Source organism: Stenotrophomonas sp. PvP093 (genome assembly GCF_017876915.1).
In the GTDB taxonomy this organism is placed as follows: Bacteria; Pseudomonadota; Gammaproteobacteria; order Xanthomonadales; family Xanthomonadaceae; genus Stenotrophomonas; species Stenotrophomonas muris.
Map to the genome: position 1 here is coordinate 4,261,483 of NZ_JAGIOX010000004.1, position 23,356 is coordinate 4,284,838.

Annotated in this window: 16 protein-coding genes; 5 read left to right on the forward strand and 11 right to left on the reverse strand. The window is 59.7% G+C overall.

Annotated features, from left to right (window positions below; translation table 11 throughout):
* Positions 1-35 precede the first annotated feature (35 nt).
* The 6 genes from J3A72_RS22530 to J3A72_RS22555 all read right to left on the reverse strand — a co-directional run bounded on the left by J3A72_RS22530 (position 36) and on the right by J3A72_RS22555 (position 5,674).
* Entirely contained in the window at positions 36-1,181 is a 1,146-nt protein-coding gene (locus J3A72_RS22530) for a YncE family protein (protein ID WP_075076840.1), read from the reverse strand.
* Positions 1,182-1,365: 184 nt separating this feature from the next.
* Positions 1,366-2,379 (reverse strand): XVIPCD domain-containing protein, encoded by a 1,014-nt coding sequence (locus J3A72_RS22535; RefSeq protein WP_075076841.1) that lies wholly within the window; start codon positions 2,377-2,379, stop codon positions 1,366-1,368.
* A gap of 2 nt (positions 2,380-2,381) precedes the next feature.
* The gene (locus J3A72_RS22540; RefSeq protein ID WP_075076842.1) at positions 2,382-3,017 is read right to left on the reverse strand and encodes a hypothetical protein; all 636 of its coding nucleotides are present in this window, start codon (positions 3,015-3,017) and stop codon (positions 2,382-2,384) included.
* On the reverse strand, positions 3,014-3,940 hold the full coding sequence (locus J3A72_RS22545) for an XVIPCD domain-containing protein (protein ID WP_075076843.1): 927 nt from the start codon (positions 3,938-3,940) through the stop codon (positions 3,014-3,016). The genes J3A72_RS22540 and J3A72_RS22545 overlap by 4 nt, the downstream gene beginning before the upstream one ends.
* A 155-nt stretch (positions 3,941-4,095) precedes the next feature.
* The gene (locus J3A72_RS22550) at positions 4,096-5,070 is read right to left on the reverse strand and encodes a lytic enzyme (protein ID WP_230374599.1); all 975 of its coding nucleotides are present in this window, start codon (positions 5,068-5,070) and stop codon (positions 4,096-4,098) included.
* 4 nt (positions 5,071-5,074) lie between these two features.
* Positions 5,075-5,674: a hypothetical protein gene (locus tag J3A72_RS22555; RefSeq protein ID WP_075076844.1), complete on the reverse strand. Its 600-nt coding sequence runs from the start codon at positions 5,672-5,674 to the stop codon at positions 5,075-5,077.
* 212 nt (positions 5,675-5,886) lie between these two features.
* On the opposite strand from J3A72_RS22555, the gene J3A72_RS22560 reads away from it, so the two are divergent.
* The 4 genes from J3A72_RS22560 (at position 5,887) to J3A72_RS22575 (ending at position 8,641) form a co-directional block, all read left to right on the forward strand.
* On the forward strand, positions 5,887-6,102 hold the full coding sequence (locus J3A72_RS22560) for a hypothetical protein (RefSeq protein WP_172617743.1): 216 nt from the start codon (positions 5,887-5,889) through the stop codon (positions 6,100-6,102).
* A gap of 487 nt (positions 6,103-6,589) precedes the next feature.
* Positions 6,590-6,958 (forward strand): hypothetical protein, encoded by a 369-nt coding sequence (locus J3A72_RS22565; protein ID WP_075076846.1) that lies wholly within the window; start codon positions 6,590-6,592, stop codon positions 6,956-6,958.
* Positions 6,959-7,532: 574 nt separating this feature from the next.
* Complete coding sequence (locus tag J3A72_RS22570) at positions 7,533-7,739, forward strand: hypothetical protein (protein ID WP_140222872.1); 207 nt, start codon at positions 7,533-7,535, stop codon at positions 7,737-7,739.
* Positions 7,740-8,218: 479 nt separating this feature from the next.
* Positions 8,219-8,641: a very short patch repair endonuclease gene (locus J3A72_RS22575; protein WP_075076879.1), complete on the forward strand. Its 423-nt coding sequence runs from the start codon at positions 8,219-8,221 to the stop codon at positions 8,639-8,641.
* Between the two features lie 26 nt (positions 8,642-8,667).
* Here the strand turns inward: J3A72_RS22575 and J3A72_RS22580 are convergent, their stop codons facing one another.
* The 5 genes from J3A72_RS22580 to aceE form a co-directional block, all read right to left on the reverse strand.
* The gene (locus tag J3A72_RS22580) at positions 8,668-14,091 is read right to left on the reverse strand and encodes an FtsK/SpoIIIE domain-containing protein (protein ID WP_172617744.1); all 5,424 of its coding nucleotides are present in this window, start codon (positions 14,089-14,091) and stop codon (positions 8,668-8,670) included.
* 1 nt (position 14,092) lies between these two features.
* Positions 14,093-15,541 carry a hypothetical protein gene (locus J3A72_RS22585; protein ID WP_140222873.1) on the reverse strand — a complete coding sequence of 483 codons (1,449 nt, stop codon included), beginning with the start codon at positions 15,539-15,541 and terminating at the stop codon, positions 14,093-14,095.
* A complete protein-coding gene (locus J3A72_RS22590) occupies positions 15,538-17,511 on the reverse strand; it encodes a hypothetical protein (protein ID WP_140222874.1) in 1,974 nt (657 codons plus the stop codon). The genes J3A72_RS22585 and J3A72_RS22590 overlap by 4 nt, the downstream gene beginning before the upstream one ends.
* Before the next feature lie 46 nt (positions 17,512-17,557).
* Positions 17,558-18,853: a DNA cytosine methyltransferase gene (locus J3A72_RS22595; protein WP_075076880.1), complete on the reverse strand. Its 1,296-nt coding sequence runs from the start codon at positions 18,851-18,853 to the stop codon at positions 17,558-17,560.
* A 655-nt stretch (positions 18,854-19,508) separates the two neighbouring features.
* The gene (gene aceE / locus J3A72_RS22600) at positions 19,509-22,196 is read right to left on the reverse strand and encodes a pyruvate dehydrogenase (acetyl-transferring), homodimeric type (RefSeq protein ID WP_012478970.1); all 2,688 of its coding nucleotides are present in this window, start codon (positions 22,194-22,196) and stop codon (positions 19,509-19,511) included.
* 545 nt (positions 22,197-22,741) lie between these two features.
* Here aceE and J3A72_RS22605 point away from each other — a divergent pair.
* Positions 22,742-23,302: a PadR family transcriptional regulator gene (locus J3A72_RS22605; protein WP_075076853.1), complete on the forward strand. Its 561-nt coding sequence runs from the start codon at positions 22,742-22,744 to the stop codon at positions 23,300-23,302.
* Positions 23,303-23,356: the final 54 nt, after the last annotated feature.

Below are 23,356 nucleotides of genomic sequence, written 5' to 3' on the forward strand. Positions count from 1 at the left end.
CGACGCGCGACGGCGCGGGGCCTTGCGTCAGCGCCTTACAGCTGGATGCGCGCCACGCTCTCGTCAGCGCCCTTGTCATCCTTCTCGCCGTTCTTGATGCTCACGAACAGCACGTTGTTCTTCGCATCCAGCGCCAGGCTGTTCGGGTGGGTCGGCACCTTGTAGGTCGCCACCTTCTGGTAGCTGTCACTGTTGTACGCGGTAACCGTACCGGCTTCGCGGTTGGTCACGTACAGGCGCTTGCGCGGTGCATCCAGCAGGATGCCCAGCGGGCCGGCATCGGTCGGGATGCTGGCCAGTTCCCTGCCGGTACTGCGGTCCAGCACCAGCACGCGCTGGCCCGGATGCTTGCTGACCAGGCCGCTGCTCTTGGCCTGGTAGCCACGCAGGAATTCCGAGCCCTGGTCGGTCACGAACAGGCGCTTGCCGGCCGGGTCCAGCGCGATGTTCATCGGCTGCTCGGCGGCGATCCTGTGCTGCGCCACCACCTTGTTCGAATCGGTGCCCACCACCACCAGGTCGGCCAGCAGGTTGCTGGTGTAGACGCGCTTGTTGGCCGCATCCAGCGCCAGACCCGGCGCCTTGGCATTGCCCAGGCCGTCGATGGTGTTGATCACCTTCAGCGTGTTCGTATCGATCACGAACAGCACGCTGCTCACGTCCGGCTGGCTGCTGTGGCCGGTCACGTACAGGCGGTTGGCCGCGCTGTCGACCACCAGCTCGCGCAGGTCGTGGGTGTAGGCAGCCTTGCCGTCCTTGCCGGTCTTCTTCTCCATCAGCTGGATGGTGCCGACGGCCTTGTTCTGCGCGGTGTCGACCACGGTCACCGACAGGTCCACGGTGTTGCCCACGTACAGGCGGTTGTGGGCGTCATCCAGCACCACACCGAACGCCTTGCGCTCCAGCGGGATGCGGGTTTCCACGGCCAGCGTGGCCGGATTCAGGCGCAGCACCTGGGCCGGGCCGGCGTCATCGCCGAAACCGCCGGAGGAGGCCACGAACACGGCGTTCTGCTTCGGGCTGTAGGCCAGCTCGTACAGGCCCTTGGCCACGGCCTGGCGCTGCACGGCGGTGGTAGCGCTGGCGGCGGGCGCATTGTCGGCGAATGCAGAAGGCGCGCCGAGGCTGAGCGACACAGCAAGAGCCAGGGCGGCCGAGCGGAAGAGAGGATTACGGAACATGCGAGCGTCCTTGAATGGGCACGGGAAGGTGTCCTGGCTCGCTGGGCCGTACTGCGACGGCCCGACCTGCATCTGTCTGCGCGGGTGGGCTGGCTGGGGTTGCGGGGGAATGGTAGCAGGTGAGGGGGCGTGGCGTGCGCCGGCGCGGGCATGGCAGACGTTCGACCTTGGCGCTACCCGCCGGCTATGCCATCCGTGGGCCGTGGCTCTGTTGCAGTTGCTGCTCTTCCTGCAGGTGCTGCGCATCGCGCTGCGGCGGGTTCTGCTGCAGCTGCGCCACCCGTTCGAACGAGGCCTCTACCGGTGCCTGCGCTGCCAGCTCCGCCGGCATGCTGGCGCGCTGGTGTGCCGGGTCACCGCGGTCCCCCTGCACGATGAACAGCTTCGGCGCGGTATCACCGCGCTGCTCGCCCAGCACCACTTCGTCCACGCGCGAAAACTGCTGCTCCTTCGACAGCGCGAGCAGGCTGGCACTGACATTGCCGTTGCGTGCACCGAAAGCGCCGAGGTCGGCCACCTGCTGGTGGATCTGGTTGAGGCGGGCATGATCCCCGTGCGCCGGGTCTGCGGGCGTGCCGCTTGCCGCGAGGGTGCTGTTGCCGCGCCACTGCTCGCCGTTCTCGGTGAACATCCACTCGCGGAAGGTCTGCTTCGGCATCGGGTTCCACTGCACCCTGTCCAGCTCGCTGCCCTTCACCTGCTGCGGAATGGCGTTGACGGCGCGGATGTTGTCCAGGACCTTGGTGGCGCCCTCGTAGTTGGTGATCTCCCCGGCCAGCCCGACCGGGCGCAGGCCTGCGTGGTTCAGGGCACCCCAGGCGAAATCGGTGCAGGCGTTGGAGAAGAAGTCGTAGTTCATGTCGAACCCGTGCTTCTTCGGGTCTGCCGAGAACTCGAGGATGCGGTCGTACTGCGCCTTGCTGATCTCGATCGTGCGCTCGAAGCGGGGTTTGTCGTAGACCGACACGTCCATGTCATCGACTTTGCCCCTGTTCGGCTCGTCCTTGGTGCCTGCGTGGGTGAAACCAATGCTCTCCGGCAAGGGTTCACCCGAACGGCGCAGCGACAGGAACATGTGCCCCGCGAACGAAGGCTCCAGCAGAAACCTGTTTCCCTCGGCATCACGGCCGTAGCGCGGCGTGCCGGGGGCCGCCAGATGGATGGTTACGCTGAAGCGTTCGGCATCGTCCTTGTGCATGTCTACTTTCCTAGTGATTGGTAGCCAACGATCAGTTCTGCTTTCAGGCCGTCCAGCTGGGGTCGATCCTCCACAAGGTCGACCCGCAGAACGTAGCGCCCGGGTGCAATGCCTCCGACCTGCGCCAGCTGCAGCGTGCGATAGAGCACGTCTTCAGAGTACAACCCGGCCTCGGCCAAGCTGTTGATGTCCACACTCCCCGTCGTCAGGTCTGTGACCACGCCATCATCCCCGATCTTCTGCGAGTCGCGTCCGTCGCGGGTACGCTGCCAGAGCTGCACATGACGAGGCGCGCTGCCATCAATCCGCTCCAGGCGCAGCCGCGCTGGCAAACGTCCGAGAGTGATCTTCTCCGAAGCATCCAGCAACCGTCGCGCGTCGGTATCCTGCAACCGCAACCCGATGTTCAGGATCGGAATGGCCGGCTTCTGGGCCGCCGGCAAATCAAACGTGACCTCGGCAATCCGACCGGCCTTCTGCAACTGCACGGCCCGCGTGAACGGCACAACCGTGCGGGCCTCGGCCTGTGCGCGCGTCAGCAGGGGCGGCGCAACCTCAGGCGCTGGTGACGCACGGCACGCCGCCAGCGCGCCCAGCACCGCCAGTACCACCAGCCCCCGCCGCAGCGGCCGCGTCATTGCTCCTTCAACCGCAGCGAATCGGCCACATCGGTCTTGGCCGCCACCTCGGTGGCGATGCTGGCGCGGCGGTGCCCTGGGTCGTTGCGGTCGCCCTGCACGATGAAGATGCTCTCGGCGGCATGACTGCTTTTTGTCGGCCGGCTGAGCAGCACGTGGTCCACGCGCGAGAGATTGTTCTGCTTGGCCAGCACCAGCAGGCTGGCGCTGATGCGCTGGCTGGCCGCATCGAACGGGCGGCCGTGCGCGGCGTCCAGTTCGGCCACTTTCTGGATCAGCTGCGAGAACAGGCGATGGTCCGGATGTGAGGGGTCCAGCAGCGTGCCGGCCACTTCAATCGGCGTCGGCGGCGGCTCATCGCTGGCACGGTCACCCTGGCGATGGTGCTCGGCCTCGTGCTCGGGCATCGCGTTGTGGGTTTCGGCATTCAGATCGCTGCCCGGGAACGGCGCGGCGATGCACTGGATCTCTGGCAGGTTGAACAGCACCGCGAACTCGCCCAGGTTGCTGCCCCCATCCAGCGGCGTCGGCAGCGGATGCAGCCCGGCGTAGTGCAGCGCGGCCCAGACGAAATCGCTGCAGCGGTTGATGGTGGCCGGGCGATCCACATCGAATTCGAACTCGGCCGGTTCCTCGGCGAAATCACGCAGGCAGCCGTAGTGCTCCTCGGTGATTTCCAGGGTGCGGCTGTAGTACGGGTCCAGATGCTCGTCGGCATCGTCGTGGCGCACCTGCGCGTACTGCACGCCGGTGCGGGTTTCGCCCGGTGCCTGGCGCGGTGGTGCGAAGCCGTAGCTGTGGGCCTCGTCGCCCGCAGCGACCTGCAGGTACATGTGGCCGCGCGGCGAGATGCCCCCACTCTTCAGCGGGGTGCCGGGGGCGGCCAGATAAAGGGTTACCGTGTAGCGTGTTGCCTGCTCCATGCCTGTTCAGCCTTGATGGGTGCTGCGGTCCTGGGCGGATGATGGCATAGGTGGGATGGGGGGCAGGTGGAGGAATAGAGGACGCCGATCGCGACTTGCTGAATATGTGAGCCAGCATGCAGTACCAGCGCCCCGAAAGCGCGCGGGTGGCGGCACTAGCCCATCTGCATGCCGCCGGACGTCTGGGTTGCCGCCTCGCGCTGCTGCGTTTCCTGACGGGTCTGCTCGGCCACTCGCGTGTCGATCTGCTGACTGCGGGCCAGCCCCTCCTCAAGGCTTTGCTGAGGCTGGTTCAGATCTACCATGGCCCTGAAGCCAGGCGTCGTGCCCATCACAAAGATCTTCTCTTCCTGCAGCACCACATCGCGCAGCTGTTGCGGCTGGTGAATGCCGTTCTCCCGCGCAGCAACCATCGCTGACATCACCTGCGCATCGCTCACCTTCTCAGGCAGCTCCGATCGCATGCGGTCAAACAGCTGCTGCGATTCCGGCGACAGTGCAGCCAAACGCTCCTGCGGCGGCCGTTCGCCCTCCACCTCGGTCAACAGCTTCTGCAACGTGGTTTGCTTCTTGGGAAGGGGGTTCTCGTGCGTCGAATTGAGCTTGCTATCGGGGAACGGCTTGGGAATGCTCTTCAGCGCATCGATGTTCGGAAGCACCTTCATCGTCCCTTCGAAGTCGGGATTGGGCTTCTCCAGCTTGGGTCGCAGACCGGCCTGACCAAGGCCCGTCCACACATAATCGACGCAGCTGTTCGACCAACCCTTGTAATGGAGATTGAAGCGGCTCTGATCCCTGTTGACGCTCGCCTCGCCGTACTCCTTCAGTTTGTCGTACTGATCCTTGGTGATCTCGAGCGTGTAGGAGAACCGAGGGTTCTGATAGGTCTCGAATTCTCCTTTCACCACGTGCCCAGGCCCGGCGATCCCCGTTTTTATCGGCGAGAACCCATATCCGTCTTTCTTGTCACCATCGGCAACCATGAAGTAGGCATGGCCCGCCGAAGATGAGTGGGTCGTGCCATCCTTGCCTGCAACAGGTGTGCCCGGGGCAGCGAGGTAGACCGTGACGGTATAAGGCCCCTTCTTGCCTTCCTGGGGTGCGGCTGCACTGTTCGATTGACTGTCCATAGTCCTATTTCACGTTGTAGTTGGCGACGAGAAGCTCGATGTTGAGATGGGCAACTTCCGGGTTGGCCTGAAGGTTGGTCACCTTCAGCCGGTACTTCCCGGCCGCCAGATCCGCGGAATCAGCACGGGCCACCTCGTATTCCCTGTAGGCCAGGGACATGTCGTACTTTCCTGCGTTGACCAGACTGTTCGAATCCGCGCCGACGGCGCTCCTGTATTCGTACACATCGCCCTTGGCCGGTTGATATCGGCTGCCCTGCCAGACAGCAGGCAGATCGCGATTCAATACCTGTAGTGCTATGGGTGTTTCGGTGTCCCCCTCCAGCTTCCACAGCTGCACCTTCAGGGGAATCCGGGCGTCTTCAAGGAAGTCGACATCGCCCGGTTTCATATCCGGGCGCTTGGCGGGCCCGCCGGTACGGAACCCAATCAGGAATGTGCGAGGTTTGGGATCTTTCTCCCAAGGCGGTGGCAGTTCAAAACGCGCCTCTACCGTCGCACCTGCATGGACCAGGTCCATCGGCTTGGCGACGGGGAAACCATCGCCATACATCTGGGGTGCCTGGGCGCCACAGCCGCCCGCGAGCAGGGGCAGCAGTACCATCCATGGCCTCAGTAGCTGTCGCATCCGTTCCTCACATTCGGGCACTCACGTGTCGGCAGTTTATACACCGCACCGGTCGGGGGACCTGAACTGGCTTCACATTGCCCAGCGGCGGGATGGGGATTTCTGCCGGTGAACATTGCGTGGGCCAGTTCTGGTGTTAGCAGGCACGCGATGGTGCAGGCACTATTCCTGCAGTCAGGAGGGTGACCATGACCACGATAGACACCGCATGGCTGGAAGCGTTCGACAAGGAGCTTCTCTACCTGTTCGCCGTCGACCATAGCGACGCCGGCATGGATGAGTACCTGCTGGGTTGCTACGCAGACCTTCCGCCACGCGAGGCGGCGCTGGCGTTCGGCAGCGACTACGCCCTGGAGCGCGACGATGCGCTGTGGCCTCGGCCGGGGGTGGCGCTGCAAGGTTAAGCCATGTCGCAATCGGCCAACTTCGGATCTCAGCCATGCGGGCGGACTGTCGCTTTTGAGACCCCGATCCTCTGCAAACCGTGCTTTTCAATGCGCATTGGGGCGGTAACTTAACACCGGCCGAAACCACTGCACCGCAAGGGCTCTGCCACGCGCGCGCCATGCAACAATGCCGTAAGCGTCAGCATTTACGGCCTCTGCGGCCTACGGTTTCTTGGCATCTCGCGGCCATGCGAGTACACCTTGGCGTGCCACCGGAAAAGGGTGGCGCGGGGTTCGAAAGCCCGCTCAGTAACCTTGTGTTTTGCGCTTGTCAGCCGGCGTCACCTTTTGTGTGGCGCCGGCTGGCAATCCGTTCGCGTTCCATGGCGGGCGGTGCGTGGGGGTCTTCGGACCCACCGGCTTGGTTACTGTCCGGCTTTCGAACCACGCACCGTCCGCCGCCTCTATCGGTGGCGTTGCTATCTGTCCTGTACGGAGCATTGCCATGAATACATCGGACTTCCGTTCCCTGCACGCGCAGTACGATCCGGACAACGCCGAACCCGAGCGCGAGCCGTCCGTCGATCCCAACGCCTTCGTAGCCACGCTGCGCCGCATCGGATCTGGTGCAGCTGCGGATGGCCAGCCTTGGCCGGAACGGCATCAACTGCCTGGGCGGTGTCTTCAGTTGGCGGATGCAGATTGCGCACTAGCCGGGCTGCGTGTGGTGGCGGAGCTGATGTTGGCTGCGGAGCGCACCCGGCAGAACGGCGCGCCCGAGGAGTACCTGGGGGACCGGGTGATGGAAGGGTTGAAGATGGCTTGCGTGGCGTTGACTGCGCAGGTGGCTGAGCGGTTGCACGTGCGGGAGTAGCCCATTTGGACCTTGCCATCTGTCGCGTGGCTGCTGGGTATCCACGCGCTATCGGCGGACCGTTCGCCTTCTGGTCCCTCCCCTATCTGCAGAGCGTCCAATGAAGTCTGTGATCTATGGCGCTGTGCTGCTGGCGGCGCTGTCTGCCACGATCGCCAGCCGGCATGTACCCAAGGCAGGCTTGGAACTGCGGACGTTTCGGAAGGTGTCCGACGCTGAATTTTCTGTCATGCGCGAGGAGGCCGTTCGACTTGTGCACGAGGGCCTAGTACAGGACGCGCGCTACGCGGGAGAGAGGTACTTTGAGGTCAGCTGTAACGGTGCACCTGTGATGATGGTGGACAACTCGTTGGAACAGCTTGTGATTGTGCTATTTGCGGATAGATGGATTGATGTTCCGTGCGTTGTGCCGCTAATGTCGCATTGGAGTGGGCGGATTGTTGCGGAACGAGCGCGCACATAGCGAATGTGAGTACAGCGAGATGGGAGGCCACGCCGGACCACCTCTGTACGGCCCAAATTCTGCTATGACTAGCCGCCACCACTGCGCCCTGCATCTGATCTCGTGCTGCACATGCTGGTCGTCCGCATGCAGTTGGCCGTCCCCAATTGCACCCTAGGCGGCCTACGCTCCCTGGTCAAGATGGCCTTGGCTGAGGAGCTCACGGGGCAGAACGGCGCGCCGGAACAGCCTCTGGGCGAAGGGCAAATGGAGGGGCTACTGATGACGGTACTTTCGCTGACGATGATGGCCAGCGAGCGGGTGCAGGGGCAGCGGTAGGTCCCTGCTCCGGCACCCCCTCGATCACGCGCGAGGAGTTTCGCCATGACCAGCGCACCGGCACGCCGGTTGGCCTGCGCGCCGCTAGTGACCGTACTGGCTGTCAGCGGCCGCGCAAGGCCGCCATCCACGGGTTTGGAGACAGCATCGCCGCCACGCTCAAGGGCGCCACCAGCGCCCGCACGATGGGCGACCGCGCCCACACGACGCGGCCGGTGGAGACCAATCTGGGCCCGCACCGTTTCATGTTCCCGGCCAACCTCTACTACCACCAGATCGACCCGTTTGCCGGTGGCGGGATGATGCTGGCAGTGTTCTGGAAGGACTTCGATACCCCGCCGCCGGGGGATGACCCTATGCAGTCGGTGGAAGATGAATACCGGCGGGTCTCGATAGAGGCTGCAGTAGGTGGATGTCCACCTCCACATCCGTTCTACACTCACGACGGGCGCTTAAGCAAATTTCTGGAGCAGCGGAAGATGGGAGACATCCTTACAAAGGAAGCTCGAAGTGAGCGCATGTCACAGATTGGCTCGGCCAATACCAAGCCAGAGCTCATCGTTCGCCGAGAATTACACGCGCTTGGATTTAGATTTCGCCTGCATGTGCGCCATCTGCCGGGCCGGCCTGACATTGTCCTACCAAAATTCCGGACCGTAATCTTCGTTCATGGATGCTTCTGGCATGCACACCGCTGCCAAAAGGGGCGAATCCCGGCTGCGAACTCCAGTTTTTGGCGTGAAAAATTTCGATCCAATCAACTCCGAGACGCAAGGGTTACGAGGGAGCTCCGAAACTCAAGCTGGCGAGTTATAAAAGTATGGGAGTGCGAGTTGCGAACTGCGGAGATGCGCAAGCGAACCATTAACCGGGTGGCACGACTAATTCGTGCCACCCGGTAAAGCCAATGAATTATTAGTGCGACGCCCTACGACTCCCCGGCAACATCGTAGCGGGCAAACTGGACCCTCATTCGTCCATTGCCAGCTTTAATAATCGCATCACCCTTGCCGGCCAATTGCTCGGCCCCGCCCTCGTCAAGAACCACTCGACTTTCAGTGGCAGTATTTACCCGAAGTGCGATTTTTCCCGGAAGGTTACCCTTGACAACGGTATTAACAACTGACACGACAGGCTTTTGCGTCGACACGATGACATGAATACCTGCGGCACGGGCCTTCTGCGAGATTCTGCGCAAGCTTTGCTCAATCTTCTTCCGCTCGTCATCATCACTTGTCAGATCGGCATACTCATCAAGCACCAAAATCCAGCGTGCCATCTCTCCGCCAGACGCTTGGTACTCAGAGATACTCCTCACATGGCCAGGCATGGACTTGAACAGCCGATACCTATTCTCCATTTCATCAACAGCGCTAGCTAGGAGCTCCACCGCATCCTCAGCCATGCTGCCAATCGGGCCATCGGTATGCGGCAGCCCCTCCAGCGTATTGAGTTCCGTCCCCTTAGGATCAATGAGCTTCAGCTTGAGCTCTTCAGGTGAATAGAATTTCGCGGCACCATGGAGGATGGTAAGAAGCGCCTCTGACTTACCACTACCCGTCACGCCAGCAATCAACAGGTGAGGTGAATTGGAGCTTGAAAAGTCGATCTCGGCGATTTCACCAGAGGAATCCTCCCCCACCGGCACTACGAAACCTTTGCGCGGACGCTTCCAGCGCTTCCACATTTCCTCTGCATCTACAAAGTAACGCTCGGAGTCATCCTTCGGGACGGATATAACAATGTTTCCCATATGGGTCGAACAGCCCAATTGCATATCCGCGGCGAGTCCCATCCTCAGCTTCAGATTTTGGATCTGTGCCTCAACGCGATTTACGGACACACCATAGGCCGGCACGACAGAATATTCTACGAATGCGGGCCCCTCTTTGTAGGGCACTCCTTCCTTAGGTCTATTTACCTTTACGTTAAACTCCGAAAGAGCGGAGATAAGTTGGTCGTACTTATGTTCCAGCATCCTGCTGCTTAGCATTGCTTCAACGCGGGCGGTAGAAGCAGTCGACACCGTTAAGGAAACCTCAGCTTCGCCATCCGCACGCTCGCCATCAGGAAGCCGACTATCGACATCAACAAGTTTCATCTCAAGCCCAACCTCGCCTCCTTTAGCCGGCTCGGGAAGGGCTACTGGCTGGCCACCAAGTTCATCAGCTTCACAAAACAGGTCCTCGTTCGCCGCGGAAAGTGCTTGAAGAACAACATCGTGACAGTGCCCCACGGCGGAAGCTCCCCAATAGCTCGAGTCATATGCCGCAGGGTTTATGCGAATTTCAATTCTTCGATCTGACTCATCGCCATAGTCGCCACCAAATTCATCCCAAGTAGCAGTCTCTCCATCCTCAGTTTTGGCGAATGCCTGATACCAAATTAGTATGCCGGTACCAGTGGCGAACTGAGCCCTTCCCTCTGCTACAGACCGAAGGACTTCGACAGCGTCGGCGCTCTGGGTGTTGTTCAGCTGCAATCCGGCATCAAGCACTGCAAGTAGTCGTTGCCTAAGCATGGACGCCTTGCTTCCTACCGCTGACGTCACGCCGGCGCAAAGCTCCGCAAGTTGCATCTTGTACATTTTGAGCTGTTCGGCATGCTCGCGAAGACGCTCCTCGCCGGCCTTTGGGAAGCCTACTTCGCGCTCAGTCTTGACTAGACCGTAATGCTTGATTTCGATTGGAATCAGGTTCACGCAGTACAGGCCGCTGTTCGTACTCTGAGCCGATATCGCGATGAGGTCAGCTCGACGTCGATTGTCCCCCTTTGGATAGCCGACGGTATCCCTAAGGAAGGGATCCACAGCGTCGACCGGAAGCACCAGGCGCAATTCTCCTGGGGGAGCCTCATCCACCCAGTGCTGTAGAGAACTGAGCGCAAAGAAGAACCCAATCGCGCCCGTTGCCTGGTGGTGGCCAACAGAAAGTAGGGTGTTCAGGCCAATAGCGCGCTTTGCCAGTGTTGTAACAAGTAGCTTCGCACGCTGCCGTATCTCCTCCTCAGACGCAGTTGAATTGAGACGGCTCAACCGATCGCGAATAGCACCACTGAGAGCACCGGGAACGCTCGCGAGGACAAAGTACGGCTGCACCCTCATGGCCCCGCCTCTTCCGGCAGAAACGGTCGTAGCCGGGCGCCAATCCCAAAGTACGTAGCTACCGCCGACATGGCTGGCTACAGCTCCAGCCAGGGACTGCGGATCCACACCAAAGTCTCCGGCTACTAGCCAGTTGGGACTCGCTGTCGCGCCAGAAAAATTGGCCATTATCTTCACGGCCCATGCTTTGCCGCTATCGCTCTGTTCGTACGCAAGCAAAGCCTTGGCCAGTCCACTCTCACGTAATGCTTCGCTGTTCAAGCTGTAATCGAGAACTGAGTGATTAATGGCACTCTTTCGAACCGGCGTTCGTCGAAGCGGCAGATCAGGCAACCACCCCAGCGACTTGCCTATAAGGGAGAATCCGGCTCTTGCTGCGCCCCCCTCCACAAAGGTGACATGGTTCTCAGCGACATCACCATCCGGTGCGGTGTGCCATGTGAGATTGAAGCCGGGACGTGCTGACAGCAGAGCCTCCCCAAGGCGCCCAAGCGGCGGGATGTCACCTAGCCGATTGACTGAGTCCTTGATGTTCACGCTGGAGACCCCCTCGAGCTCTGCGCTAGACTCTGCCAACTCCCTGAGCTTGCTGAGGAGCCCCTCATCCATCACGTTGGATCGTCGAGTGGGCACATTGCTAGTTACTGCGATTCTAAGGGTCTGAACTTCTGGCGAAACCCGCAAGAAGTCATCTACAGCAGTAGAGATTGACGAGGGAGTCAGGGATGAAAGTCCCTCTGCTGGGAATCTCTCTCCTTGAAGCCAGTCAGGAATAGCTGGCGATCCCGAAGAAACCGGAACGCTCACATGCCATCCTATATACAGATCGGAAGGCCGTGCATCCACAGGCACCGGCAAGAAGGCTTCCTCTTCTTGGAATGCATCGAGGTTGCTGACCAATGCAGGGAAGTTGGTGCCATCCAATAGTGACAGTGAGGCAGAAGGGCTTGCTGAATCGTCATACGCCTCGCGAAGGCCGACCTGAACCTCCCAGCTCCATGCAAGACGAATGGGATGCAAGGGACTCAGCAGGACTGCACATACTTGCTGTACACCACTACCAACAGGGTACACCGCGACAGAGAAAGGGTTCCTGGCCCAGAATCGATCTGAAGGCTGGAGATTGGCCGAGACTGAGAGCATCTCCCTGTAAGCCGACAGCACGGCCCCGATCCGCTCTCGATCCAGCGAATCGAGCGGAAGGCGAGACACTGTCAGCTCGCCAGACTTCTCCCTGCCCTCTGTTTCGAGGGAGAGCTCTACCAATCCAAGTTCTGCGTACGATTCCCGCAGCCTCTTGTACTCAGGCAGCTCGAGTAGAGCAACACTAGGTTGGGCAGGATAAATATCCAAGCGAGCAGCTAGGCTCGTAGCAGCCTTGGTCCCGGGCCGGATAGTCTCGAATTGCTCAGCGACTTTGGAACTACTTGCTTGAATCGCGCCCAGCGCGTGCCCTTCAGCTAGTTCTCTGATGATGCAGTTGAACTCGGCCTCGAGCTTGCCAAGCACCGAAGGCTCGAGCAGCCTATCTGTCGCAGGGCGTGCACCGATAGCTGCGGCTACGAAAGGAGAGAGAGGCCTTGCCGCCGTAGATGCAACGTCTAGCAGAATCTTCAGGCTGTAGCCATCTTCAAGCTTGGGCCTGAGTTCAACAGTCGACGTGAGGTCTTCAGTGCCAATGGCGAATGCACCATCTGCACTTGACCATGGCAAGCACTCAAGATGCCCGTCATCCAATTGCCAAGTGGACTGATCGAACGGGAGCTCATGCCCCCATGCAAGAGCAAATTCATAGCGAGATGGTTTGTTAACAAGAAGGGTGGCTTCCGTTGCTCCATGAGCGCCGACAACGCAGAGGCGTGGTACCTGACGTTTTGATGATTCTTCCTTCAGCCAAAGCGCGCATTCGGATGACCGAATCTGTACAAACTTCAGAGGCTCCACCTTTCGGAGGTACTCAGGTACCTCTAACGATATAGCAGGTTCATTCTGCTTCGCTTTTCCGGTCTTGATGGTGAGGTCGCCTAGTAGGTGCATGCTCCCTGCGACCTTGACAGCGGACTTGAGCGTGAATGAAGAGCCTCGATAAGTTCCGACGCCTTGCACTTTTACTTGTGGAAGCTCAACACCCTCGAGCACGGCAGAAGGCACTTCAGCGCCGTCAGAGAGCGGAACGACGATCTCCATATCGACGTACGTAGAAGACCGCGAGCCCGAATCAAACTGATCTCCAGGTGTCGCGACTAGTACTGGTACGCCTTGCGGGAACGGAGAAGGCAGCGCCTTTCCATTTCGCCGCATCTCCATTTGCATGCGGTCACTTCTACTAGACGACTTGAACGTCGCTTCGTCGATCGCTGCCCAACCTAATGTTTTTAGCTCCTGATCAGCAGTTGCAGCCGCAGCGACTCGCGCCACCGCCGAGCCGCTGTCGTACTCTGAGCTCTCCACAACGTTTGCCCAATCGATTTTCTCCAACGTCTTCGCGCCGGAAGCCTCGTCACCCAGCATCCCGAGGCGACCCAGCTCTACACGAATGCCATCCGCATCGATCCAATCGCTTTCGAGCTTTCGCACGTAGTCTTTTGGCGTGATTGCAAGACCATCGGAGGAGGCAGGATTCGGCAAGCCCGCGGCACCGTACAAGAACGCTCCCGTCCTGGAGCCACGCCCCCCTGCGAATGCCACAACATTCGCGGCCCACTGTTTAATATGCAGCCACCAGTCGCGGGAAACGCTTGCCTGCCCACCAACGGAGAGCTCATAAGCATCCGCGAGAAATTTCAAAACGCCTCGGGTGACTGAAGCAAGTTCCCCATGCGAGATTTCGAGGGAACTACATTCCTCTATGAGGACAACCGACAGAGCCGCTGAGAAGTCCTCAAGGTTTGCCACCCCAGCTCCTACCTCGCCAGACCGGATAGAGGGGAAACCACTGCTAAGAAGCAGGGGGTAGACGCTGCTATAGGTGGACATTCCGCGGTTCTTGCTTGCATATGTAACTGCGAGATGCCGCCCTTGACGGTACATCGCAAGCTCACGGAAATCCACGCGGGGCGTGATTTCCCTGACGTCATCCCGCGCCTCATGAACGAACATTGCGAATTTGACTTCTTGAAGAATCCGCTCGTTTGCCCCATCAACAATCTCCCGCACGAAATCTGGCGGCAGGTCATCCGGCAGCTCCAGCATAAGCTGGCCGCCGACACTTTTAGCAACGAGCGCAATTGCCTTGCCTATCAATGGCATGTTAGTTCCCCCCAATACCCAAATTAATTTGTATCCCCTCGTCGCCATCTGAAGCGCTGACGCAGAGTCCTGCGCGCTCCAGCTCGGCAAGAAGAAAGTCAATTCGGGGTTTCAGCCCTAGCGAATCAAGTTGCCTCTGAACGTCACCAAGGCGTAGTTCTTGCGTGGGAGAGGAGGCGGAAACCGCTGCCATAACAACAATCCACTCTGGCCCTGGCGATACATGAGTGTAGTTCCTGCTGATCCTTCTCAACAGCGCGTGATGATCTGGAACATCGGACGCACTACGTTCGATGAGCGAATAGCGCACTGTCTCAACGAGGTTGGTCGTGCCAGATACGTCTCCGGCCTCCAGCTTTTCCCTGAGCGCCGCGGAGTGGTCGCGCCTTAGCAGGTTAATTACGTCAACGAAATTTCTGCAGGGGTCGATTTCTCCTTCTAGCACCTCGCCAAGGGCTTTGCGATATGCCGATCCTTGAATCAATGCCTGTTTTATCCCAGGCATGACATCCATTTGAGAAATGCTCCCTTTTTGGTACGCAATCAGCGGGCGCGTTGGCACAAGCGCACTTCGCGCGACGGCAGAGGATTCACGCGTGCCATCCCTGACCCCGCGGACCAGCTCCGCAAAGAAATTTGCTTCCCACAGGAAGGAAAATCCCAACGCATTGCGCAGCACACACACCGCCCACGCTGCCCACTTTCTTGGCGTCAATGCTGTGTACCAACTTTCAGAGCACAGTCTGTCCCAGCTGTCGCGGAACCAGGAGAATGGCGTTCCAATCTGTTTCGCGATCACGTCCTCATGCCACCAGGAAGGCAGGGGCGTCGATCGGGCTCCCTCGTGCAGCTGTACTTTAGTCGGCGGCCAGTCTGCAGGCAGAAATTCACTTAGAGTTGTTTTTGCCAGCGCAGTCTCTATGCGGCTCAGCGTAGTATCCGCCGCATAGTGAGTAGCAACTTTGAACCAACGCTCGGATGCAGTTCCCTCCCCCCCTCCAAGCGTGTACATCGTATTTAGAAGACTGGCAAAGTTAGGGGGATTTGGTGCACCCAGACCTCCTGCCGGATCCTGAAGCAATGCGCCACACAGCCCGATAGCAGACGATGCGTATCCGACTCCCTTCTCAGCACGCGCACCCATCAATGAATCAGTAACGGCCTCAACAACGAATTTAGGAAGTGTCCCGTCGTGAATGACGAACCCTTCCTGCTTTAGAATTTCTGAAAACGCCGTCAGATCCTCACCTACAGGCCTGGTAGGGTGAGTATTGAACTTGGATGCTGATGGCCGCGTTAAGTTGTTGCTGTCCTTTCTAACGTATATCAACCCCGTGTTGCGGGGAGCACTGGGCGGCCTAGGTATAACCGACCATGCCAAAGCCGAGAGAAGAATTTCTGGACTCGATGGATACTGCGGCCGCTTTAACTCAGGGAAATAATTACTCATCTCGCAACTTCCTTGTAGGTTCCATTGGCCACAACTGCAAGTCTTCGCTGCGTTCGATCGATTGCAGCCATGCTTGAAGACCTGCATCTTTCGATGCGCGGCTCAATAAAAGTCGTGGATTCGGTCTGGCCACAGAGCCCCTGGTTGAACGCCTGAGCCTCTCGAATCAGTGCGAAGTCGAGCACGAGCTGACCAATCGGCGCGGGATTACCTGCGATGTAGCATTGGATAACCAACCTGCTTCCCTGCCTCCGGACCTGAAGGCTCACGCTCGCAACGGAGACGATCTCAACGAGCTTTGGCTGCACTTGCTCCTTGACAGAGGAGACAGGCTCCGCCCTAGCGGAGAAGGCGGGCAACAGCATGCTGCTGGCGGGACCTTCAGGATGCGGTGGGAATATGAGCGCGCTGATCGACTGCTCGAGCTCGATTGGGAGCCTCGCGGATCCGGAGTTGCAGGATCGATGGCATCTCCGCCACTGTTCTATTACATCGACGTTTCCATAGGCGCCTCGCGCCACACCTACCAGTCGCGCGACGTATGCGCCGTACCAAGAAATCAGTCTGCGACGTTCGATATCGCTGCACTTAGGACTATCTACGTACTCGAGCAGAGTCCTTTCCAAGTATTCATCAAATTTAGACCAGACATTAGCAACATCGGGAATTTTCAAAAGCTCCCTGCTAGGAAGTTCGCCCATTGCTATGCACTGCATAGCTGCTTCCACGCTCTTCGAGTCAGCACTCCTCCATACCGCAGGATCAACCAGTGCCAGCCCGGCATGGATCGGAGTTGCAGGGGGGAACTCGGTGCCGTCAAGCTCCATCTGTGGAACTGGAGAGCGGAATATTGCGCAGTGTGCGCGATGCTTTGAGAGCGAAATAACTGCGGCAAGCCGGCCACGAGCATCGGGGCAGTTTGTCGCAACCTCTATTAGCGAATCCAAGTACTCCAGAATTTCTTGGCTTTTTGATCCAAGATTTACCCTTGGCCCTAACAGCGACATGGCTGCAGCACCCCATACGTCTCGATAGCTATACAACCGACCTGACGCGATCTCTGCAGATGACATCAGCTGCTGCCAAGAGCCCTGACCCGTTTGAGATTGCCACTGGATGATATTGGAGCGAATCGGACACAAGTCCGGTCGTTCGCCATCCACACCGTCAAATCTAGCGAGTAGCTCCGCGAACAGTGTTTGGCCGCGGGAGAATCCAACACTACTATCCAGCTCGAAGAGCGAATAAGAGTCCACGGCAAGGGCAACCAACCTCACTCGACGACCAGCTAGTACAAATTCCAACTCGCGTGTAGCACTCTGAGCATCGTGCTGTCGGGCCGTCAGCTCAGTCGCACCAATCTGATCGAATCTCAGATCTTCAGGATTAGCTAGCCATCGAAGGATCGAGAATGAAAGCGGCGGCTCAGGACCCTGAACCTCTTGCAGCCCACGAATCTCGTCGGCCACGATACCTCGATTGACGCAACAGAAGCCGCGCACCAGCATTTGGGAGGATTGCTCGAACCAGTCGAATAGATCGGCTGCCAAAGCAACCTCTTGATTCTTATACTCCCTTCTGGGGGCGATGGTCGCATCATTTAGTAGATAGTATTTTGCGCCATCAACGGTCGCAGTGTAGGTTCGCTGCGCCAGTGCACCTGGATTTTCGCTGCGAAGCCCAAGGCGCTCACCCAGCTCTCTCGCTGCGAATGATTTTCCGTTTCCAGCGCCTCCCATAAGGAAGACCACCTCCATCGCCACTTCCGGCGATGGAGTTGTACTAAAGCGATCAATTGCGATTTGAACTCCCGGAAGAAGAGCCGCTCGAGGCCACCATTTATCATCCGGTTTTTCGGGCTTGGCGGCGACGTCTTCGCCGCCAAATGCTCTCCCCTGCAGACGTTCCAATCCATCCCTGATGGTTGTACCGCTCACGCCTTCACATTTACGAATTGATGATTTTTCCATACCCCCCCCTGCTCCTTACTCCATGGAAATTTATGATCGCTTTGGGCTACCGCTTCGCAAAAAGGATTCCCGCCAAGTTTTTCCCGATCTCCCGAGCGAGCGGCACCGGTACCGCATTGCCAATCTGGGTGTATTTCGGCAGTTCTCTGAAGTGAATTCCTTCCTGAGGATTTCCTGCGCGTCGAATCCCGCCCGTGGTTCGCTTTCCGCGGAACTGGTACCAGTCGGGGAAACCTTGCAGTCTCGCCCATTCTCGTACAGTCAGAGTTCGCGCTTGTTCGAAGTGAACGTAGTCATCGGGAAGGGAAGTCGCTGTAATCATCGGCCCTTTAGCGCCCCAAACTGAAGGCAACAGACGTTGGGCAAATTTTTTCGTCCCTACGTAGTGGTCACCATTGATCATCGCCTGAAACTTCGCCCTCACGTGATCACTATGCTTGCTATATTCGTGATCAGTCAACGGTGCGCCTACTTCAGCTATCTCACCAGAAAGTTTTTGCCTGAGTAGATACTGGATGTCAGCCGATGGCCCTCTCGGATAGACAGCGGTCCGCCCGCCATTTGTATATTCTGGATCTATTAAATCACCAAGAAGATCCACCAGATCTGGCGCCCCACCGATCGCCCGAGGCAAAAAACCAAGACTGATGGCGGTGTCGTCTATTTCATCGATACAGTCTGCACGAGTAGCCGCCCCTGCAATGTCGTCACGGATTCCAACGAGCATTACTCGCGGCCGATTCTGCGCAACCCCATAATCCTTTGCATGTAACAATTGGGAAGCAATTCGATAGTTGCCAATGCGTGCGAATGCACGCTTGACCGCCCACCAAATTTCGCCAGGCTCCCCTTCGGGAGTCCAACGCGCAGTAAGCAAGCCCCTTACGTTCTCAAAGACGAAAGCCTTGGGCTGAAGGTGGCGAATGATGCTCGCCATGTCCTTGAAAAGATGATTCGACGGGATGTCATGTTTGTCTACGGAGTAGGAACGTCGATGACCAATTCCTGAAAAACCCTGACAAGGAGGCCCACCGACGATGAGATCGATCTCTCCATGCTTTATTCCGAAAGTCGACTCGAATCTGGACTCCAGATCATTGAGGTAGGACTTCTTCGTCATTTTTCGCGCATCAGAAGAGCTAAATGGATTTAGCCAACGTGACTCATCCATACCCTCTCGAAAATGAGCGTAGCGATCTCGCCTATTTACGAGGTAGGTGCTACGGGCATCATCATTAAGCTCGTTAACGAAGATGGGCGTGAATCCCGCCTCTTCAAGACCAAGTCCGAAGCCGCCGCAGCCTGCGAACAGGTCAACAACACTCAAAAAGTTCTTCTGCAAGATCTTCCCCAATCGCCGCGTCGAGATGGAGCTCGCCGCAACACAATTCACTCGCCCAGGGTCTCGGTCCATGCATAGCGAGCTGGTGATACGACATCCCAGTCGAAAGGATGACTTACGTAGCAGCGCTCCCTGACCACAACCCTGGGGCCGCCTGCGCCGGCGCCTTCTAATAAGGAGGCCGCATCAGTCACAGTCTGGCGTATTTTGACAGGACAGTTGAGGCCGGGCTACCCCGTTGGAATGGCGCTGACGCCATCAGTACGTTGGCCAGCGCATACCCTTGGCCTAGTTCTGGCCGGATATGAAGTCACGAATGTACAGGTGAGCTTGTCATTTCCAAATTGCACCTCGCCATCTAGAGAAGGTGCTGCTGATGAGTTCGTACGAATCCTGTTCGTCATCAACATCAGTTCGGTCGAAGGCCTCTGCTTGGCACCAGACGTCGCGGAAACAAACCTAAGGGGGCCTTGCCGGAGCAATTGATCCACGCGAAGTGACTCTTGCGCGCCAGCTGCAATGCACTTTTAGACCTTAGACGTCACTGGGTTGGCAGCCAACTTTTCACTGGGCTCCCGAACCATCAAAACGGCAAGGGCGACCAGTGGCCGCCCTTACTGCAGATCGTCATCAATTAATAAATCAATTGACCCAATCAAACCCCAACAGGATTAGCCTTCTCTGGATCAATCTTGTACTGCTTGATCGCCCGGGCCACATCCTTCGCGGTCATCTTCCCTTCCTTCGCCAGCGCCGCAATCGCGGCATGGGCGATGTAGTAGCGATCCACCTCGAAGAACCGACGCAGGTTCGCACGCGTATCCGAACGGCCAAACCCATCCGTACCCAACACCGTGTACGACATCGGCACGAACGCACGGATCTGGTCCGCATACGCACGCACATAGTCGGTGGCGGCAATCGCCGGGCCCTGGCGGCCTTCCAGCAGCTCGGTCACGTAGGCCTTGCGCTGCTCACCTTCCGGATGCAGGCGGTTGGCACGTTCCACGTCGAAACCATCGCGACGCAGTTCGTTGAAGCTCGGGCAGGACCAGATGTCGGCGGTCACGCCGAAGTCCTTGTCCAGCAGCTCGGCGGCGGCAATGGCTTCGCGCAGGATGGTGCCCGAACCCAGCAGCTGCACGCGCAGCTCGCCCTTCTTCGGCTTGCCGGCGTCGGTCAGCAGGTACATGCCCTTGACGATGCCTTCGGCCGCGCCTTCCGGCATTTCCGGGTGGGTGTAGTTCTCGTTCATCAGGGTGACGTAGTAATACTCGTCCACCTGGTCTTCCATCATGCGCTTGGTGCCGTGCTGCAGGATTACCGTCACTTCGAAGCCGAAGGTCGGGTCGTAGCTGCGCACGTTCGGGATGCCACCGGCCACCAGATGGCTGAAGCCATCTTCGTGCTGCAGGCCTTCACCGTTCAGCGTGGTGCGGCCGGCGGTGCCACCCAGCAGGAAGCCGCGGGTACGCATGTCGGCGGCCTGCCAGGCGATGTCGCCCACGCGCTGGAAGCCGAACATCGAGTAGTAGATGTAGAACGGCAGCATCGGCACGTTGCTGACCGAGTAGCTGGTACCGGCGGCCATCCACGAGCTGATCGCACCCGGCTCGCTGATGCCCTGCTGCAGCACCTGCCCGCTCTGGTCTTCGCGGTAGAACATCAGCTGGTCGGCATCGACCGGCTTGTACTTCTGGCCGAACGGCGCGTAGATGCCGATCTGGCGGAACAGGCCTTCCATGCCGAAGGTACGGGCTTCGTCGGCCACGATCGGCACGATGTGCGGGCCCAGTTCCTTGTCGCGCAGGGTGATGTTCAGGCTCTGCACGAAGGCCATGGTGGTGGAGTAGCTGCGCTCGCCGCTGCTCTTCAGCAGGCGCTCGTACGCTTCCAGCTTTGGTGCCACGAAGGTCTTGTCGGCCTTGCGGCGGCGCTGCGGCAGGTAACCGCCCAGCGCGGCACGGCGTTCCTGCAGGTACTGCACTTCCGGCGAATCCGGGCCCGGGTGGTAGAACGGCACCTGGCCGTCGGCCAGCTGCGCGTCGGTCACCGGAATGTTGAAGCGGTCGCGGAAGTGGCGCACCGCTTCGTCGTCCAGCTTCTTGGTCTGGTGGGTCGGGTTCAGTGCCTCACCGGCGCTGCCCATGCCGTAACCCTTCACGGTCTTGGCCAGGATGACGGTCGGCATGCCCTTGGTGTTCACGGCCTGGTGGTAGGCGGCGTACACCTTGTGCGGGTCGTGGCCACCGCGGTTCAGGCGCCAGATGTCGTCGTCGGAAAGGCCGGCGACCATCGCAGCGGTTTCCGGGTACTTGCCGAAGAAATGCTCGCGGGTGTACGCGCCGCCGAAGGCCTTGCAGTTCTGGTATTCGCCGTCGACGGTTTCCATCATCAGCTTCTTCAGGACGCCGTTGGTGTCCTTGGCCAGCAGGGCATCCCAGTAACCGCCCCACAGCAGCTTGATCACGTTCCAGCCGCCGCCACGGAACACGCCTTCCAGTTCCTGGATGATCTTGCCGTTGCCGCGCACCGGGCCGTCCAGGCGCTGCAGGTTGCAGTTCACCACGAAGATCAGGTTGTCCAGGCCTTCACGGCCGGCCAGGGCGATGGCACCCAGGGTTTCCGGCTCGTCGCTCTCGCCGTCGCCGATGAAGCACCACACCTTGCGGTCGGACTTCTCGATCAGGCCACGGTTTTCCAGGTAGCGCATGAACTGCGCTTGGTAGATGGCGGCCAGCGGGCCCAGGCCCATCGACACGGTCGGGGTCTGCCAGTAGTCCGGCATCAGCCACGGGTGCGGGTACGAGGACAGGCCACCGCCGTCCACTTCCATGCGGAACTTGTCCAGCTGCTCTTCGCTGATGCGGCCTTCCAGGAACGAACGCGCGTAGATGCCCGGGGCGCTGTGGCCCTGGATGAACAGCAGGTCGCCCGGGTGGTTTTCGCTGGGGGCGCGCCAGAAGTGGTTGAAGCCCACGTCGTACAGGGTGGCGCCGGAGGCGAACGAGGCGATGTGGCCGCCCAGGTCACCCGGCTTGCGGTTGGCGCGGACCACGGTGGCCATCGCGTTCCAGCGGATGATCGAACGGATGCGCCATTCCAGCTCGGCGTTGCCCGGGCTCTTGGCCTCGAACTGCGGTTCGATGGTATTGACGTATTCGGTGGTGGGAGAGAACGGCAGGTAGGCGCCCGAACGACGGGTCAGTTCCACCATGCCTTCCAGCAGCTGATGCGCGCGCTCGGAGCCCTCGACATCAATAACGGCCTTCAACGACTCGATCCACTCCTGGGTTTCCACAGGATTCGGGTCGTTGTTCAGCACCTCGTTCAACCAGTTCATTAGCGCTCCCATAACCGCACGCACGCGCGCGACTGTTGTATAGATTTCTAGACCGCAAAGTGTAGCGCACCAAGGGCTTTCGTCACTTGGCTACGCAGGCGTATGGATGCAACCGGCCAGTGTCCGCAAGGGGCTTGCCGGGCCCGCTGACGGCCCTGCGGCGGGCCTTGGCGGCTGCGCGGGCTGTCGCTTGCGGGCCGCTGCGCCCATGTGCAGGACGCAGTGTTACTGCTGCCGATGACGGTTGTAGGGCAACTCCGGCACCGCTGTAGGGGCGGATCGGGCAACGGTACTGAACCGGCGACAACATGTCGCACCTGCCTCTGGATCGGTACCGGCTGCGGGTCCAGCGTGGGCCGCGAGTGAGGGGCCTGGCGGCCCTGCTCCCTTCCACAGCATCGCCGGGGCGCCCTGCAAGGGGCGCCCCTTTTGCTGTGCACGCGGCCGCCCGTGGCCCAAAACGGTCCTGCTTGTGGCCGGATCGATGATTGCCGGCTTCGATATATCGATATATCGTTTGCACACTCGTTTACCGATATATCGAAATGAGCCGCCCCCCTTCTCCCAGAGCCCGTTCCACCGATCCGGCGGTGCCCCGCCGCAACGGCCAGCCACGCGTGCTGAGCCGCGGCGACCTGCGCCTGCTGGTGCTGGCCCTGATCGGCGAGCAGCCGCGCCATGGCTACGAACTGATGCAGCTGATCAGCAACCAGTTCATGCAGGCTTACACGCCCAGCGCCGGCACCATGTACCCGCTGCTGGCCAGCTTCGAGCAGGCCGGCTGGATCGAGGCCGAGGAAGTGGATGGGAAGCGGATCTTCCGCATCACCGCTGCCGGCGAGTTCGAGCTGAAGGTGCAGCGCACCCAGGTGCGTCTGGCGCAGCGACGTGCCTTCGACCGTGCCCGCGAGATCACCAAGGCCTCGCTGCCGCCGCCGCTGGCCACTGCCCTGCGCGAGTTCAAGCGGGCGCTGGTGCATCAGCACGGCCGCTGGGCCGAGGGCGAGGCGGAAGAAGTGGCGGCGCTGCTGACGCGGGCCTCGGCCCTGCTCAACGGTACCGCCGGTAGCGAGAACCCACCGTTTTCAACGACCCAGCCAGACTGAATCCAGCCAGGTCCTCCCCATGCCGCGCGCCCTCGCGCGACACGTTTACAGGTA